Here is a 15,310-nt window from a genome sequence, read left to right as displayed (position 1 = left end):
CGGGCGGCCAGGCTATTTCGGCGTGACCCAGGTGGTGATGTCGCAGTGCACCACCTCCACACCCTTGGCGTCGACGATGCGCACCGACACCGTGACGTCTGTGCCGGCGGTGACCGTCTCGAAGTCGATCGGCTCGGCGAGCCGGGCCTCGGCCGTCAGGCGGGTCGTGGCCTTGGTCAGGTAGCTCGTCTGCATCGCCTTGGGAATCCAGCGATGAGAGGTCGGGGTGGTGGCCTCCATCAACATGCCCATCGCGGCCTCGGCGAGGTTGCAGGCGGCGATCGCGTGGAAGGTGCCGATGTGGTTGTGCACGCCGAACCAGTTGGGTGCGGTGACCTTGCAGTACCCCGGTTCCATCTCCTGCACGACGGGCAGGACCGTACCGAAATAGGGGACCTTCGCGACCATGCCCAGGGAGAACAGGACGTTGCCGAGTGCATTGGCGGGAAGCTTCTTACGCAGGGCGTAGGTGGGGCTGGTGGCAGACATGGCGCTATCTTACCGGCGAGTCAGTTGATGCTTCCCGTCGCAGCGACCCCACGCGCACATGCGCCACGCCTGGGCAGGTCCGCACGCGAATCGGGTGCAACGGTGTCCCTGGGTGGCCGGTGGGCCCGGGTACCGGGAGTGCGGTCCGCGGTGGGCATCGAGGCGGATTTGATCGTGCTCCCGACCTGATGCATACTGTTCGGGTTGCCTTGACCGGCGGACGCAGGTTGTGCCACGTGCCAGCCGAGCGGTCGTGATCAGGTGAATGACTCCCAGGCCCGGTTTACGGGGAATGGGCGTGTAACGCGTGCTCCGGGTTCGGTTCACGGTCACGACACGCCCGACCGCGGGTGCCGGAGCAAACCGGCTCGTACCAGCTACGAGTCAACGTACAAAGACAGATGAACAGCGTCGATTGCCGGAATACACACGGTGGTCATGTGCTCAGCCGGCGAGGTCGGTTCTGATCACGCGGTGTTTGTCTGTCGAGAACAACTGACGGAAGAGGACACAGCGTGGCGGGACAAAAGATCCGCATCAGGCTCAAGGCCTACGACCACGAGGCGATCGACGCTTCGGCGCGCAAGATCGTGGAAACCGTGACCCGTACGGGTGCACGAGTCGTTGGCCCGGTGCCGTTGCCCACCGAGAAGAACGTGTACTGCGTCATCCGTTCGCCGCATAAGTACAAGGACAGCCGCGAACACTTCGAGATGCGTACACACAAGCGACTCATCGACATCCTCGACCCGACACCGAAGACGGTCGACGCGCTCATGCGCATCGACCTGCCGGCCAGCGTCGACGTCAACATCCAGTAGGACGGGGGCGAGATAAAAATGAGCAACCAGAGTTCAACCACAGGCATCCTGGGCACCAAGCTCGGCATGACCCAGGTATTCGACGAGAACAACCGCGTCGTCCCGGTCACTGTCATCCAGGCCGGCCCGAATGTGATCACCCAGCTCCGTACCGCGGACCGTGACGGCTACACCGCCGTCCAGCTCGCCTACGGCGCCATCGACCCCCGCAAGGTGACCAAGCCGGTCGCCGGTCAGTACAGCAAGGCCGGGGTCACCCCGCGCCGCCACCTGGCCGAGATCCGCGTCAACGACGTCGACGCCTTCGAGGTCGGTCAGGAACTGACCGCCGAGATCTTCGCCGACGGCGCACTGGTCGACGTCACGGGCACCTCCAAGGGCAAGGGCTTCGCCGGCGTCATGAAGCGTCACGGCTTCGCCGGCCTGGGCGCCAGCCACGGCGTGCACCGCGTGCACCGCGCTCCGGGCTCGATCGGTGGCTGTGCCACCCCGGGTCGCGTGTTCAAGGGCATGCGCATGGCAGGCCGTATGGGTAACGACAAGGTGACCACGCAGAACCTCACCGTCCACAAGGTGGACGCCGAGGCCGGCCTGCTGCTGATCAAGGGAGCGATCCCGGGTCGCAAGGGCGGCATCGTGATGGTCCGCGACGCAGTGAAGGGTGGTGCGAAGTGAGCACCGACGTGACAAAGGATTCGGCAACCAAGTTGACGCTGGACGTCAAGACCGCCGACGGCAAGACCAACGGAACCGTTGACCTGCCCGCCGCGCTCTTCGACGCCCCGGCCAACATTGCGCTGATGCACCAGGTCGTTGTGGCCCAGCAGGCCGCGGCACGCCAGGGCACACACTCGACCAAGACCCGCGCCGAGGTCCGCGGCGGCGGCGCCAAGCCGTACCGCCAGAAGGGCACCGGCCGCGCTCGCCAGGGTTCGACCCGTGCACCGCAGTTCGCCGGCGGCGGCATCGTCCACGGCCCGAAGCCGCGCGACTACAGCCAGCGCACCCCCAAGAAGATGAAGGCGGCCGCCCTGCGCGGTGCGCTGAGCGATCGCGCTCGCAACGAGCGCATCCACGTGATCACCGAACTGGTCTCGGGGCAGGTCCCCTCGACCAAGATGGCACGGCAGTTCCTGGAGAGCCTCTCCGATCGCCGCAAGTTCCTGGTCGTTCTCGGCCGCGAGGATCTGACCGGCTGGTCGAGCGTGGCGAACCTGCAGAACGTGCTGCCGATCTCGCCGGATCAGCTCAACACCTACGACGTCCTGGATTCGGACGAGGTGGTGTTCAGCGTGGAGACGCTCAACGCCTTCATCGAGCAGAACACGGCGGATGCCAAGGCTGCCGTCGAGAAGACAGCAGAGGAGGCCTGACATGACGACCGTTGCCGATCCGCGCGACATCATCCTGGCGCCCGTGATCTCGGAGAAGTCCTACGGACTCATGGAAGACAACGTGTACACCTTCCTGGTGCACCCGGAGTCGAACAAGACCGAGATCAAGATCGCGATCGAGAAGATCTTCGGTGTGAGTGTTGCCAGCGTCAACACCGCGAACCGACAGGGCAAGCGCAAGCGGACCCGCTCCGGCTACGGCCAGCGCAAGTCCACCAAGCGAGCCATCGTGTCGCTGACCGCAGACAGCAAGCCCATCGAGATCTTCGGAGGCTCGGTCAGCTGACCGGGACTTCGGCGAGAAGGACTAGAGACTCATGGCAATTCGTAAGTACAAGCCGACGACCCCCGGTCGTCGCGGGGCCAGCGGCTCCGATTTCGCGGAGGTCACCCGTGACCATCCGGAGAAGTCGCTCGTGCGTCCGCTGCACGGGCGTGGTGGCCGTAACGCTCACGGCCGCATCACCACTCGTCACAAGGGTGGCGGCCACAAGCGCGCCTACCGTCTGATCGACTTCCGTCGTAACGACAAGGACGGCATCAACGCCAAGGTCGCTCACATCGAGTACGACCCGAACCGCACTGCGCGGATCGCGCTGCTGCACTACCTCGACGGCGAGAAGCGCTACATCATCGCGCCGAAGGGCCTGAAGCAGGGCGACATCGTCGAGAGCGGTTCGACCGCCGACATCAAGCCCGGCAACAACCTGCCGCTGCGCAACATCCCGACCGGTACCCAGATCCACGCCGTGGAGCTGCGTCCGGGCGGCGGAGCGAAGATGGCCCGCAGCGCGGGTGCTTCGATCCAGTTGCTCGGTAAGGAAGGCACCTACGCCACGCTGCGTATGCCCTCCGGCGAGATCCGTCGCGTCGACGTGCGCTGCCGCGCAACCGTCGGCGAGGTGGGCAACGCCGAGCAGAGCAACATCAACTGGGGTAAGGCCGGCCGTATGCGCTGGAAGGGCAAGCGCCCGACCGTCCGCGGTGTCGTGATGAACCCGGTCGACCACCCGCACGGCGGTGGTGAGGGCAAGACCTCCGGTGGTCGCCACCCGGTCTCGCCCTGGGGCAAGCCCGAGGGCCGCACCCGTAAGAACAAGGCCAGCGACAAGCTGATCGTCCGTCGCCGCCGCACCGGCAAGAACAAGCGATAACAGGAGGAGGTAAGAGAATGCCACGCAGCCTCAAGAAGGGCCCGTTCGTCGACGACCACCTCCTGAAGAAGGTGGACGTCCAGAACGAGAAGGGCACCAAGCAGGTCATCAAGACCTGGTCCCGTCGTTCGACCATCATTCCCGACTTCATCGGTCACACCTTTGCCGTCCATGACGGACGCAAGCATGTGCCGGTGTTCATCTCGGACTCGATGGTCGGGCACAAGCTGGGCGAGTTCGCCCCCACCCGCACCTTCAAGGGTCACATCAAGGATGACCGGAAAGCGAAGCGCCGTTAATGACTACGCAGACCGATAATCCGACCGCGAAGGCGACCGCCAAGTTCGTGCGCGTCACGCCGATGAAGGCTCGTCGTGTCCTGGACCTGGTCCGCGGCAAGAACGTGGACGAAGCCCTCGACATCCTGCGGTTCGCGCCGCAGACAGCGTCCGAGCCCGTGTACAAGGTTCTGGCCAGCGCCGTTGCCAACGCCGAGAACAACCTGGATCTGGATCGCCGGACCCTCGTCGTCTCGACCGCGTTCGCCGACGAGGGCCCGACCCTCAAGCGCTTCCAGCCGCGCGCCCAGGGCCGCGCATTCCGCATCCGCAAGCGCACCAGCCACATCACCGTGGTCGTGGAAAGCTTGCCGGAGAAGGCAGCCGGCGGCCGTGGCCGTTCGCGTCAGCCGAAGAAGAAGGGAGCCTAGTAGTGGGCCAGAAAATCAACCCGCACGGTTTCCGTCTGGGCATCACCACCGACTGGAAGTCGCGGTGGTACGCCGACAAGCAGTACGCGGAATACGTCAAAGAGGATGTCGCCATCCGCAAGCTCCTCTCCACGGGGCTCGAGCGGGCCGGTATCGCGAAGGTCGAGATCGAGCGCACCCGTGACCGGGTTCGCGTCGACATCCACACCGCGCGTCCGGGCATCGTCATCGGTCGCCGCGGCGCCGAGGCCGATCGCATCCGCGGCGACCTGGAGAAGCTGACCGGTAAGCAGGTCCAGCTGAACATCCTCGAGGTCAAGAACGCAGAGTCCGAGGCCCAGCTGGTGGCCCAGGGCGTCGCCGAGCAGCTGAGCAACCGTGTGGCGTTCCGCCGCGCGATGCGCAAGGCGATCCAGTCGGCGATGCGTCAGCCGAACGTGAAGGGCATCCGGGTCCAGTGCTCGGGTCGTCTGGGCGGCGCAGAGATGAGCCGCAGTGAGTTCTACCGCGAGGGTCGCGTGCCGCTGCACACGTTGCGCGCCGACATCGACTACGGGCTCTACGAAGCCAAGACCACTTTCGGCCGGATCGGCGTGAAGGTGTGGATCTACAAGGGCGACATCGTCGGTGGACGTCGCGAGCTGGCCGCGGCCGCTCCGGCAGCCGAGGATCGCCGTCCGCGCCGGCCCAGCCGGCCCCGGCGTAGCGGTGCCTCGGGCACCACTGCGACGAGCACCGACGCCGCTCGCGCGGCCGAGGCTGCTCCGGCCGAGGCCACTGCTGGTGCGGCTGAGAAGCAGGAGGGCTAGGCCATGTTGATCCCCCGTCGGGTCAAGCACCGCAAGCAGCACCATCCCAGCCTCAAGGGCCAGGCCAAGGGCGGCACCAAGGTGACGTTCGGCGATTACGGCATCCAGGCTCTGGAAGGCGCGTACATCACCAACCGGCAGATCGAGTCCGCTCGTATCGCCATCAACCGGCACATCAAGCGTGGCGGCAAGGTCTGGATCAACATCTTCCCGGACCGCCCCCTCACCAAGAAGCCGGCCGAGACCCGCATGGGTTCGGGTAAGGGTTCGCCCGAATGGTGGGTCGCCCCGGTCAAGCCGGGTCGCGTGCTGTTCGAGATGACCTACCCGAATGAGGAGATCGCTCGCGAGGCCCTGCGTCGCGCGCAGCACAAGCTCCCCATCAAGACCAGGATCGTGACCAGAGAGGAGCAGTTCTGATGGCACTCGGAGTTGCTGCGAACGAGCTGCGTGAGCTCAATGACGCCGATCTGGTCGATCGCCTGAAAGAGTCGAAGGAAGAACTGTTCAACCTTCGGTTCCAGATGGCCACCGGCCAGCTCGACAACAACCGTCGCCTGCGGACCGTGCGTCGCGAGATCGCACGTATCTACACCGTGATGCGCGAGCGCGAGCTGGGCCTGGCGTCGGGACCGGAAGGTGATGACGCATGAGTGAGGACCAGAAGGTGACCGAAACCCAGACCGCCGAGGTGCGCGCACGCCGCAAGGAGCGCATCGGCTACGTGGTGAGCGACAAGATGGAAAAGACCATCGTGGTCGAGCTGGAAGATCGCAAGAGCCACAAGCTCTACGGCAAGATCATCCGGACCACGAGCAAGGTCAAGGCCCACGACGAAAACGGCGATGCCGGCGTCGGTGACCGCGTGCGGATCATGGAGACCCGCCCGCTGTCGGCGACCAAGCACTGGCGTCTCGTCGAGGTGCTGGAGAAGGCCAAGTAAGCCCTCTCCCAACGAGATCTACCAACGGCCCGTTCCTCCCCGGAGGAACGGGCCGTTGTCGTCGGGTACCGAGACGTGCCGAGGCCGGCCTCCGAAGCTGTTGGTTCCAACGAAGGATTGACTCCTCGCGCCGGCGGGTGTGAGGGTGAGGGCGATGCCCCCGACCGCCCCCGCGATGACCGACGGATCCGTACACCATCCGGCGTGGGTTCGACGTGCGTTCGAATCCGACTCGGCCGAACCGGATCTCGATCGCGTGCGCCGGATAGGTGCGCGGTTCCTCGGTCTCGGGCTCATCGGATATCCGATCGTCTCTGCGCCCGCGATCATCGCGTCGGCGCCGTTGACCGCCCCGTGGTGGCCGCTGGTCAGCATTCTGTTGTCGGTGGGCCCCGGAATCATGTTGATCGTCGCCAGTTTTCGGCCGGGCACCGCATGGCTGAGTCCGTTGGCCCTCACGACGTGGGCGGGTTACCTCCTGGGCATCATGCTGTGGTTCGTCGCCTGGACCGGGACCTCCCTGGCGGATTCGCATGATTCGGCCCAGTGGATGGTCGCATTCTGCGGGATGCCGAGCATGGTGCTGATGCTCGTCCACCCACGACTCGGAGTGACGAGTCTTGTCGTGTCGTCGGTCGCCGCGCAGGTGTCGCAGCAGCTCGGCCGGTTCGGCGAACTGACACCCGTCCTGGTCCTGGAGATCCTGTGGTCGTTCGCGTTCACCGGGGTGTTCCTCGCCGTCGTGCTGGTGGCCACACGCACCGGCCGCATGCTCGACGAGACGCGCGAAGAGACCTACCGGAGTGCGGCCAGTGTCGCCGCGGGCTCGGCGCGCGAGGTCGAGAAGGCCCGATTCGACGCCATCGTCCACGATCGGGTCATCGCCTCGCTGCTGGCCGTCGAAGCCGGCCGGCCCGATGCACGGTTGGCCGCCCAGGCGGCGTCGGCGCTCGACGAACTCGCGCAGGTGCCTGAGCAGACCCAGGCCTCGGGCGTGTCGCGAGCGGAGGCGATCCGACGGATCCGGTCCGCGTCGGCGGACATCTCCGAAACCTCCGACGTCGAGATCGTGGAGAGCGACCCCGACGACCCCGACCCCGAAGACCGCGACCCTGAAGACCGCGACCACGAAAATCGCGACCACGAAGACCGCGACCACGAAGACCGCGACCCGGACGACGAGGTCGACGGTCACGGCGCCGTCGTGTACCCCACCGAGGTCGTCGACGCCGTCGTGGAGGCGATGTCCGAGGCGTTGCGCAACGTGATCCGCCACGCCGGACCAGACGCGGACTGCGCCGTTCTGGTGCAGTTCGCGCCGGATGCCTTGAGCATGGCGGTCGTCGACAACGGCGTCGGCTTCGAACCGGGCGGGGTGGCCCCCGGACGACTGGGGATCGAGGTCAGTATCCGCGGGCGACTCGCCAGGGTCCCGGGAGGTCACGCCCACGTGAACAGCCGCCCGGGGCGGGGAACCACGGTTCAGATCCGTTGGGAACGTCCGTGAGCCGGCACTGCGCGCTGCGCGCCCAGGACCCGGACCGGGGCGAGGTGGTCAATGCGTTCGGGATCGGTTCCCGCCCGCTGTGGTCGACGATGGGTGTGTTCGCGTGCAGTTACGTCGTCGTCACGGCGTGCATCGACTCCGAGGTCACCGGATGGTGGCCGTGGACCGGTCTGGTGTCGGGCTTCGTGCTGTTCGTCGTGGCCGGTCTGACGATCCTCGATTCGCCGGGAGACCCGCTGCCGCTGCGGACGACCGTCCTGGTCGCAGGGGTTGTCGTGGCGGGGGTGGCGGCGACTCTGTTCTCCTTGCCCTACCCGCCGACTCACGTCATGCAGACCGGCCCGCCGATGGGGGCCTCGGTGATCCTGCTTGCGTTCCTCGCCGTGCGGGGGCGTCCGCTGGCTGCGTGGATCGGTAGCGCTGCCATCTCGGCCACCGCGACGGTGTGGGGTTCGGTATCGACCGCCGGCGCACTGTGGGGACTCTCGATCACCCTGCCCGGCTACGCGATCATGATCATGGGATCACTGTTCTCGCTGATGCTGCGTCCCATGGCCCGGCAGATCTACGCGCTGCGGGCGGCCAGCGAGAGACAGGCCGCACTCGATGCGGCGGCGGCCGCTGCTGCCGAGGTCCGGGACAGGCGGCTGGCGGCCCTCGACGAACGCGCCCGTCCGATCTTGACCCGCATCGCCCGGCGGGAGCACTTCACGCCGGACGAGGTGGCGGTGGCCCGACTGCTCGAAGCGCAGCTCCGTGACGGAATTCGTGCCTCGGGCCTGGACCTGCCCGAGGTCCGGGACACCGTCTGGTACGCGCGACAGCGCGGGGTCAGCGTCATCATGCTCGACGACGGAGGGCTGGCGGCGCTGGATGACGGCAACGCGCCCGGCGTGCGGCAGCGCCTCGCCGCGTCCATCGTCGAATTGCTGGACGGGCTGCGCGACGGTCGCGTCACGTTCCGAATTCATCCGCCGGGCCGCGCAACCCTGGCGACACTCGGAGTCGACGCCGGCGACCGGACGTCGATGATCGAATTCGATGTGACGGGTGAACCTCGGCAACCGGCGTCTCCGACCAGGGCGTGACTGCCGACGCGAGTCCGTCGGGAACCGGTGTGGCAACCCCACTCGCGAGTAACCCCTGGGCGCGTCGGCTCAGCCTGCCACAACCGGGCCCTGGGCCGACCACGGAAAGTTGATCCACTTGTCGGTGGTCCGCCAGGTGTAATCGGGGACCGTGATCGTGTGCGGCTTCTTGTAGATCACCGCGTTGCGGACCTCGGCCACGCGGCCCTGTTCTTCGCAGAAGTCGTTGACGAGCTTCAGCGTCTTGCCGGTGTCCGCGACGTCGTCGACGACCAGGACACGCTGATCGGTCAGACCGCTCGACTCGAGCAGTGACGGCAACATGACGGGTTCCGACAGGGTCTCGCCGACGCCGGTGTAGAACTCGACGTTCAGCGAGATCATCAGCTTGCAGTCGAGGGCGTAGGCGATGGCCCCGGCCGGGATGAGACCGCCGCGTGCGATGCCGAGGATGATGTCGGGGATGAATCCGTCGTCGGCGACCTGCTGCGCGAGCTCGCGGCAGGCGATCCCGTTGAGTTCCCAGGTGAGGATCTCGCGGTCGGTGGTGGCGGGAGTGTTCATGAGGTGACTTGTCCGTCTGTAGTTCCAGGCTGTGCGGCGAATCTACCCAATGCCGGCCCGGTGGATCCAAACACGGTGTCGGAAACGCCGCCGCGCAGGGCGTAGGCGGTAGGTGCGAAATCTGATTCAGATAGCCGCAGCGCGTATTTGTCTGGTATGTGGTTCAATTCGATTTCGAGCCGCTCGCATTCAGGGTGGCTCCGAAATCTCGCCTTGTCGTATTCGCTGGGGTACCATCCCGTGCATTACCCGGAGGCGCCGATCATCAGATCAGTTCGATTTCGTGTTGTTTTCCTCGTCGGCTTCCTGTGCTGGTCGTGCTCTCGGAAGAATCGTCTTGAAAGGTGGGCGAGGGAATTGGATGCGGTCCCTCGGTGCTCACGACCGCTGTTGTGCCATGGCGCAGGTGTCCGGCACGGAGGATCTTTCTCCACCCGGGTGCCGGCGCCTACCGCTTCGGGCGGAGAGCTCTCGGGCGGTGTGGGTTTCGGTCGCCGCGGTATCGCGGCGAGGATGTGATCGTGAGAGCGATGTTCGGGATTTGAGCGAGTGAATTCGGAAGTACTCGTTCGCAATAAATGTCGTGGATCTTGTCTGTGTCCTGTCCGCTGGCAATCCCAGCGTCTGCCTGGAGTGTGTGAATGAAACTGTCTGCGGTTGTCCCGGCCTACAACGAAGAAGCGGCGATCGGCGCGTGCCTCGATCGACTGCTGGCTCAGACGCGTCCATTCGACGAGATCGTGGTCGTCGACAATGCGTCGACGGACGGGACGCGCGGAGTGCTTGATTCCTACGCCGAACGGAATCCGATCATCCGGGTGGTGGTCGAACCGACGCCGGGGATCTATCACGCGCGTCGCGCCGGTTTCGACGCGGCAACCGGCGATGTCCTTGCCCGCACCGATGCCGACACCCTCGTATGTCCTACCTGGGCGGCGGCAATCGAGTCGCATTTCGCAGGCCCGAGGGGCGAGCAGTTCTCGGCTGTCACGGGTCCGGGGCTGTTCGGCGAGGCCCCTCCCTTCGACCCGATCCGGAAGCTGGCCGAGCGGGGCAAGTTGTTCAAGGAGGGCGGGGAGACCCAAGGGCTCGTCGGTCCCAACATGGTGATGGCCTCGAAGGTCTGGGACGACATCAGGGACGAGCTGATCGATGACGACGAGATCTGGGAAGACCTGGATGTGAGCCTCACGCTGGCCGGGCTCGGTCACCGGATCTGGTTCGATCCCGGCCTGGTGGTGGAGTCGTCGCCACGGCAGGTCCGCCACTCGGCCTGGAAGAACCGGTCGTATCTGCTCGGTGGTCTCAAGACGGCTGTGCGCCGGGGAGACAACAAGCTCCGGTGGGCCCTGAGAATGGACCTGCCGTTTCGCTTCGTGCTGTATTCCATCCTCTGGCTGACCCACCGGCCGTGGGATTCCGCGACGCAGACATGGCGACCTCACCGCCTGTTCACTCCGCTGGAACGCGAGCGTCCGTTGATCACCAACGGGCGCTGACCGCTGAATCCGGCGTGGCGAAGTCACCGGTGACTCCGCCCGGTCCGGATCGCCGGTGGGCCGCAGGTGCTCCCGACGAGGCACCTGGGCTCCGCGGATTTCGACGTGAGAGCATCGACACATCGGGGGCCAAAGCCGGAGAGGGAATTGGATGAGCACGCTGTCAGTTGTGGTGCCCGCGTACAACGAAGAGGCGACGATCGGCGCGTGTCTTGACCGGCTGGTGAACCAGACCAGGCCGATCGACGAGATCATTGTCGTGGACAACGCATCCGACGACGGCACGGCCGCGATCGTCGCGCAGTATGCGGCGTCGCATCCCGAGATCCGTCTCGTCAGCGAGTCGCGACCCGGCATCTACTGGGCGCGCCGCGCCGGGTTCGACGCCGCGACCGGGACGGTACTGGCACGGACCGATGCGGACACGCTGGTGTCGGCGGGCTGGGCCGAGGCGATCGTCGAACACTTCGACGGACCCCGCGGCGACGAGTACGCCTGTCTGACCGGGCCCATCCTGTTCTGGGGCGGACCGGCCTACGACCGGCTGAAGAGGATGTCGCTACGTGGTGAGCTCGCGGAGAACGGCGGAGAGTTCCCGTCGATGTCCGGCCAGAACACCGCCCTGCGCGCCGACGCGTGGGCCGCGGCGCGCGACCGACTTCTCGACCGTGTCGACATCTGGGAGGACATGGACCTCAGCATGACGCTGGTGGAACTGGGCTACCGCGTCTGGTTCACGCCGGGCATGCTCGTCGACACCTCGGCCCGCCAGTTGCGGTTCTCGCCGCTGGCCAACCGGCACTACATGCTCGGCGGGATTCGCACCGCGCACGCCCGCGGTGACCGCAAGGTGATCGCGAAGATGTACGTCGAGCTCCCGTTCCGCCTCGTGCTGTGGACGTTCTTGTGGGTGATGTTCGGTGGCTGGGACGACGACGCGAAGTCGTGGAGCGTCCGCACGTTGTTCACCCGGAAGAAGCGGTCCCGCGCCCTGATCACCGATCAGCGCACGTCCGGTGCGGACGGTATGGGGGATACGGCCTGACCGGAGGTCGCTAGCGGCTGGTCGCGGCCCGGCGGTAGCCCCGCAGGGCGGGCCAGGTGCAGGCCCCGAGGATCACGATCGTCCAGATCACCACGGCGATGAGATCTGCCGCGATCGGGCCGCCCGACGCCATCGCCCGCATGCTGTCGATCGCCGGGGTCAGCGGCTGATACTCGACGATGGGCTGTAGCCAGGTGGGGTAGGCCTCGACCGGGCTGAAGCCCGAGTTGAAGAACATGAGCAGGCTCGAGAACAACGACAGCATCGGAACAAGGGCCGCGCTGGGGCGGGTGTTGACCGCGATGGCCAGCACGAACATCGAGTAGGCGACACCGAACATCAGCGAGACCGCGAAGATCCCGAGCACGGCGAACGGGCCCTGCGTGAAACGGAAGCCGATGAACAGGCCGGCGATCAGGAGCAGAGTCGTCGTGACCAGGATTCGGACGACCTCGCAGAGCAGGCGCGAGGTGAGGTCGGCGGCCCGGTTGATGGGGAGCACATACAGACGCGCGAGGAGCCCGGTGCCGCGTTCCTGATTGAGGCGCACGCCGCTGGCCAGCGAACCGAACATGGCACTCACGAGGATCACCAGCGGTACGGTGCCGTAGGCCGAGTTCTGGCCTGTGGCCGATCCGACCGCGTCGCCCAGCACGACCTTGAACATCACCATCGTCAGGGCCGGGATGAACAGGATCTGCAACACGGTTGCGCGGTCCCGGAACAGCACTGTCAGCTGCCTGCGGGCCAGGGCCGAACTCTGGGTGGCCCAGCCCCGCAAGGACGATTCGGCGGGGAGCCGGTTCTCACGCGAGGCGTCGGCGTCGGGAATCTGGATCGTGGTCATCGGCCGGCCGTCATTTCTGAGCCTTGCGGAGTCCGAGGAACATCAGGACACCCGCGAAGATGAACAGCCCGACGCACCACAGGAGTGTGGGCAGCAGGATGTCGAAGGTGGCGGAGCCGTCGTTCAATGCCCGCATCGAGGTCGCGAACTGCGAGATCGGCTGATTGCGTACGAATGGCTGAATCCACTCCGGGAACTGTGACTCGGGCACGAATCCGGTCGAGACCATGCCGAGGATGAGGATGGGAAGGGACAACGCCTGGCTGGTGGCCTCCGGGCTGGACGCCAGCAGGCCGATGGCGTCGGCCAGTATCGCCACGATGATGCCGACCGCGAAGGCGACCGCGAACAGCCCGAACGTCCCCCAGAAACCGCCCTCGGCGCGCCAGCCGATGGCGAGGCTCGCGATCGTGGCGCACACCAGGGAGATCACCAGGAGCGCACAGTTGGTGCTGAGCCGGGCGAGCATCGGCACAGAGGTCGGCATGGGCATCGTGCGGAAGCGGGTGTTGATGCCCTTGACGCCGTCGAACGACGACCGCATCGCCGCGGCGGAGGCCATGAACCCGACCGATTGCAGCGCGATGATGGGCATCAGGAACTGGGCGTAGTCCATCCCCGGCGCGCTGTTCATGATCGATCGCAACGGCAGATAGAAGCAGACGGCGAGGAACACCGGCGAGACGAAGGCGAAGATGATCTCGCCGCCCCGCACCATCCCCGAGAGCCCGCGGACCGTGAGGGCCTGCCACTGCCGGAAGGCGCTGACGCGGTAGACCGTGCCCGAATGTGAGAGATCGGGGTCGACCGAGGTCATCGTGGTCATGCGGGTTCGGTCGCCGGGGACAACGCGGACGCGTCGTACCGCGTTGGATCGGTGAGCGCGAGGAACACCTCGTCGAGCGACGGGCGTCGAAGTGCGACATCGGACAAGCGGATGTCGGCAGAGGCGGTGCGGCGGACGATCTCGACAAGGGTCTCGGCACCGTCGGGAGCCGGGACGGCCACGGAGATCTCATCGCCGGTCGAATCGGAGACCGCGCCGAAGCCTCCCGTGTCGTCGCTGTCGATGAGGGGCAGTCGGGGAGCGGGCTGGGACTCGTCGCCGATCAGGTCGGCGAGCAGCTCGCGGAGCTTGGGCAGATCGTGCACGTGGACCGGGGTGACCTGGCAGTAGGACGTCCCGATCAGGTCCTTGAGCTCGTCGGCGGTGCCCTCGGCGATGACGCGCCCCCGGTCGATGACGACGATCCGGTCGCTGAGCGCGTCGGCTTCTTCGAGGTACTGCGTCGTCAGCAGGGTGGTGACCCCGCGGTCGCGCAACGCCGAGACCAGGGTCCACACCTCCTGGCGGCTGCGTGGATCGAGACCGGTGGTCGGTTCGTCGAGGAACACGACCTTGGGCATGGTCACGAGGCCGCACGCGATGTCGATGCGGCGCCGCATACCGCCGGAGTACTCCCGGACACGACGGTCGGAGGCAGCTGTCAGCCCGAACTGTTCGAGCAGATCGGCGGCCCGTTCCTTTGCGACAGACTTGGGCAGTCCCAGCAGTCGGCCGAAGAGCACGAGATTCTCGGCGCCGGTGAGTGCCTCGTCGAGGGCCGCGAACTGCCCGGTGAGCATGATCGACCGGCGCACGTCGGCCGCATCCTCGACGACGTCGTGCCCGGCGACGGTCGCCGTGCCGCCGCTCGGCGCGAGGAGCGTGCACAACATGTTGACGACGGTGGTCTTGCCGGCTCCGTTGGGGCCGAGGAGCGCGACGATCGAACCGGCCGGGACGTTGAAGCTGACGCTGTCGACCGCCACGACGTCCTTGAACCGTTTGTGCAGGCCGTGGACCTCGATCGCGTTCACGGTTCCCATCGTTTCAGGCCTTGCGGGCTCGGGTGTCGTCCGTCCGGATGGGATGCTCTCGGGGGAGCCGGGATCGCCCGCCTCATCGGCCGGGCGCATGTGCCGGGTACCGGCCGCTCGGGCACTGTCTGCAGGTGCGGTGTCGCCTATGACGAAGCCTCGCTCTCGTGTCCCGTGACTCGCCGGCCGGTCGCCCTGGTGCAGAAGGGTGCGGTCGATCGGGGTGGTGTCCGCCGACGTCGTCCGCTCGTACGAGTGAGGGTGGTACTGGTCGGTACCGACCGTACCGGCCGGTGCGGAGGTGGCGCGCGCCGACTCCACGGTCCGGCCGGGCGTCCCTTCCGGGATCTCGTCGGACGTCGCGCTCACCAGCCAGTGCGATCCGACGCCGTCCGGCGAGGAGTGGCGGCCGCGGGGTTCAGGGGTCATCGGGGCCATCGGGGCCGCTTCGACGGGCCGTCCGGCCGCGTGACGACTGCCGTCCGCGTCACCCATGACCCAGTTCTCGGCGACGCGGAGTGGCCCAGACGCATCACGTTGACCTCCGGACAGCTCGGACATGGGTCTCCTTTTTCCTCGGC

The 15,310-nt window shown here is 66.5% G+C and carries 20 protein-coding genes; 15 read left to right on the top strand and 5 right to left on the bottom strand.

The features are described 5' to 3' along the window. Positions 1–12 precede the first annotated feature (12 nt). Positions 13–489, bottom strand: a complete 477-nt coding sequence (locus H1R19_RS17875; RefSeq protein ID WP_188328734.1) for a hotdog fold domain-containing protein — start codon at positions 487–489, stop codon at positions 13–15. 515 nt (positions 490–1,004) lie between these two features. Here H1R19_RS17875 and rpsJ point away from each other — a divergent pair. From rpsJ to H1R19_RS17810, 13 genes are all read left to right on the top strand, one after another. After that, on the top strand, positions 1,005–1,310 hold the full coding sequence (rpsJ, locus tag H1R19_RS17870; RefSeq protein WP_003938093.1) for a 30S ribosomal protein S10: 306 nt from the start codon (positions 1,005–1,007) through the stop codon (positions 1,308–1,310). A gap of 18 nt (positions 1,311–1,328) precedes the next feature. Next, complete coding sequence (gene rplC, locus H1R19_RS17865; RefSeq protein WP_188328733.1) at positions 1,329–1,985, top strand: 50S ribosomal protein L3; 657 nt, start codon at positions 1,329–1,331, stop codon at positions 1,983–1,985. After that, entirely contained in the window at positions 1,982–2,683 is a 702-nt protein-coding gene (gene rplD, locus H1R19_RS17860) for a 50S ribosomal protein L4 (RefSeq protein ID WP_372632353.1), read from the top strand. The genes rplC and rplD overlap by 4 nt, the downstream gene beginning before the upstream one ends. 1 nt (position 2,684) lies before the next feature. Next, positions 2,685–2,990 (top strand): 50S ribosomal protein L23, encoded by a 306-nt coding sequence (gene rplW / locus H1R19_RS17855; protein ID WP_188328732.1) that lies wholly within the window; start codon positions 2,685–2,687, stop codon positions 2,988–2,990. 31 nt (positions 2,991–3,021) lie between these two features. Further along, positions 3,022–3,858: a 50S ribosomal protein L2 gene (gene rplB / locus H1R19_RS17850; protein ID WP_188328731.1), complete on the top strand. Its 837-nt coding sequence runs from the start codon at positions 3,022–3,024 to the stop codon at positions 3,856–3,858. Between the two features lie 17 nt (positions 3,859–3,875). Further along, on the top strand, positions 3,876–4,157 hold the full coding sequence (rpsS, locus tag H1R19_RS17845) for a 30S ribosomal protein S19 (RefSeq protein ID WP_004020551.1): 282 nt from the start codon (positions 3,876–3,878) through the stop codon (positions 4,155–4,157). Beyond that, a complete protein-coding gene (gene rplV, locus H1R19_RS17840) occupies positions 4,157–4,567 on the top strand; it encodes a 50S ribosomal protein L22 (RefSeq protein WP_188328730.1) in 411 nt (136 codons plus the stop codon). Before rpsS ends, rplV begins: the two co-directional genes overlap by 1 nt. A 2-nt stretch (positions 4,568–4,569) precedes the next feature. Next, positions 4,570–5,376, top strand: coding sequence for a 30S ribosomal protein S3 (rpsC, locus tag H1R19_RS17835; RefSeq protein ID WP_188328729.1), 807 nt, complete (start codon positions 4,570–4,572; stop codon positions 5,374–5,376). A 3-nt stretch (positions 5,377–5,379) separates the two neighbouring features. Next, positions 5,380–5,796 carry a 50S ribosomal protein L16 gene (rplP, locus tag H1R19_RS17830; protein ID WP_004020548.1) on the top strand — a complete coding sequence of 139 codons (417 nt, stop codon included), beginning with the start codon at positions 5,380–5,382 and terminating at the stop codon, positions 5,794–5,796. Then, positions 5,796–6,029 carry a 50S ribosomal protein L29 gene (gene rpmC, locus H1R19_RS17825; RefSeq protein ID WP_188328728.1) on the top strand — a complete coding sequence of 78 codons (234 nt, stop codon included), beginning with the start codon at positions 5,796–5,798 and terminating at the stop codon, positions 6,027–6,029. The genes rplP and rpmC overlap by 1 nt, the downstream gene beginning before the upstream one ends. Further along, positions 6,026–6,319, top strand: coding sequence for a 30S ribosomal protein S17 (gene rpsQ, locus H1R19_RS17820; RefSeq protein ID WP_188328727.1), 294 nt, complete (start codon positions 6,026–6,028; stop codon positions 6,317–6,319). Before rpmC ends, rpsQ begins: the two co-directional genes overlap by 4 nt. Positions 6,320–6,473: 154 nt before the next feature. Then, the gene (locus tag H1R19_RS17815; RefSeq protein ID WP_219849711.1) at positions 6,474–7,826 is read left to right on the top strand and encodes a sensor histidine kinase; all 1,353 of its coding nucleotides are present in this window, start codon (positions 6,474–6,476) and stop codon (positions 7,824–7,826) included. Continuing rightward, a complete protein-coding gene (locus tag H1R19_RS17810; RefSeq protein ID WP_188328725.1) occupies positions 7,823–8,914 on the top strand; it encodes a hypothetical protein in 1,092 nt (363 codons plus the stop codon). The genes H1R19_RS17815 and H1R19_RS17810 overlap by 4 nt, the downstream gene beginning before the upstream one ends. Before the next feature lie 69 nt (positions 8,915–8,983). Here H1R19_RS17810 and H1R19_RS17805 read toward each other — a convergent pair whose 3' ends face one another. Further along, the gene (locus H1R19_RS17805; protein WP_219849710.1) at positions 8,984–9,478 is read right to left on the bottom strand and encodes a phosphoribosyltransferase; all 495 of its coding nucleotides are present in this window, start codon (positions 9,476–9,478) and stop codon (positions 8,984–8,986) included. A 641-nt stretch (positions 9,479–10,119) separates the two neighbouring features. Here H1R19_RS17805 and H1R19_RS17800 point away from each other — a divergent pair. Both H1R19_RS17800 and H1R19_RS17795 read left to right on the top strand, forming a co-directional pair. Further along, the gene (locus tag H1R19_RS17800; protein ID WP_219849709.1) at positions 10,120–10,977 is read left to right on the top strand and encodes a glycosyltransferase family 2 protein; all 858 of its coding nucleotides are present in this window, start codon (positions 10,120–10,122) and stop codon (positions 10,975–10,977) included. A 151-nt stretch (positions 10,978–11,128) separates the two neighbouring features. After that, the gene (locus H1R19_RS17795; RefSeq protein WP_219849708.1) at positions 11,129–12,022 is read left to right on the top strand and encodes a glycosyltransferase family 2 protein; all 894 of its coding nucleotides are present in this window, start codon (positions 11,129–11,131) and stop codon (positions 12,020–12,022) included. A gap of 10 nt (positions 12,023–12,032) precedes the next feature. Here the strand turns inward: H1R19_RS17795 and H1R19_RS17790 are convergent, their stop codons facing one another. From H1R19_RS17790 to H1R19_RS17780, 3 genes are read right to left on the bottom strand one after another with little or no spacing between them, the layout of a single operon-like run. Beyond that, complete coding sequence (locus H1R19_RS17790) at positions 12,033–12,869, bottom strand: ABC transporter permease (protein ID WP_219849707.1); 837 nt, start codon at positions 12,867–12,869, stop codon at positions 12,033–12,035. A 10-nt stretch (positions 12,870–12,879) separates the two neighbouring features. Further along, entirely contained in the window at positions 12,880–13,695 is an 816-nt protein-coding gene (locus H1R19_RS17785; RefSeq protein ID WP_394811397.1) for an ABC transporter permease, read from the bottom strand. After that, positions 13,692–15,290 (bottom strand): ATP-binding cassette domain-containing protein, encoded by a 1,599-nt coding sequence (locus H1R19_RS17780; RefSeq protein ID WP_223204906.1) that lies wholly within the window; start codon positions 15,288–15,290, stop codon positions 13,692–13,694. Before H1R19_RS17780 ends, H1R19_RS17785 begins: the two co-directional genes overlap by 4 nt. Between the last annotated feature and the right edge of the window lie 20 nt (positions 15,291–15,310).

It is taken from the genome of Gordonia jinghuaiqii (assembly GCF_014041935.1).
Taxonomy (GTDB): Bacteria; Actinomycetota; Actinomycetes; order Mycobacteriales; family Mycobacteriaceae; genus Gordonia; species Gordonia jinghuaiqii.
Note: the sequence above shows the minus strand (reverse complement) of the source record. Positions and strands in the feature narration are given on the sequence as shown.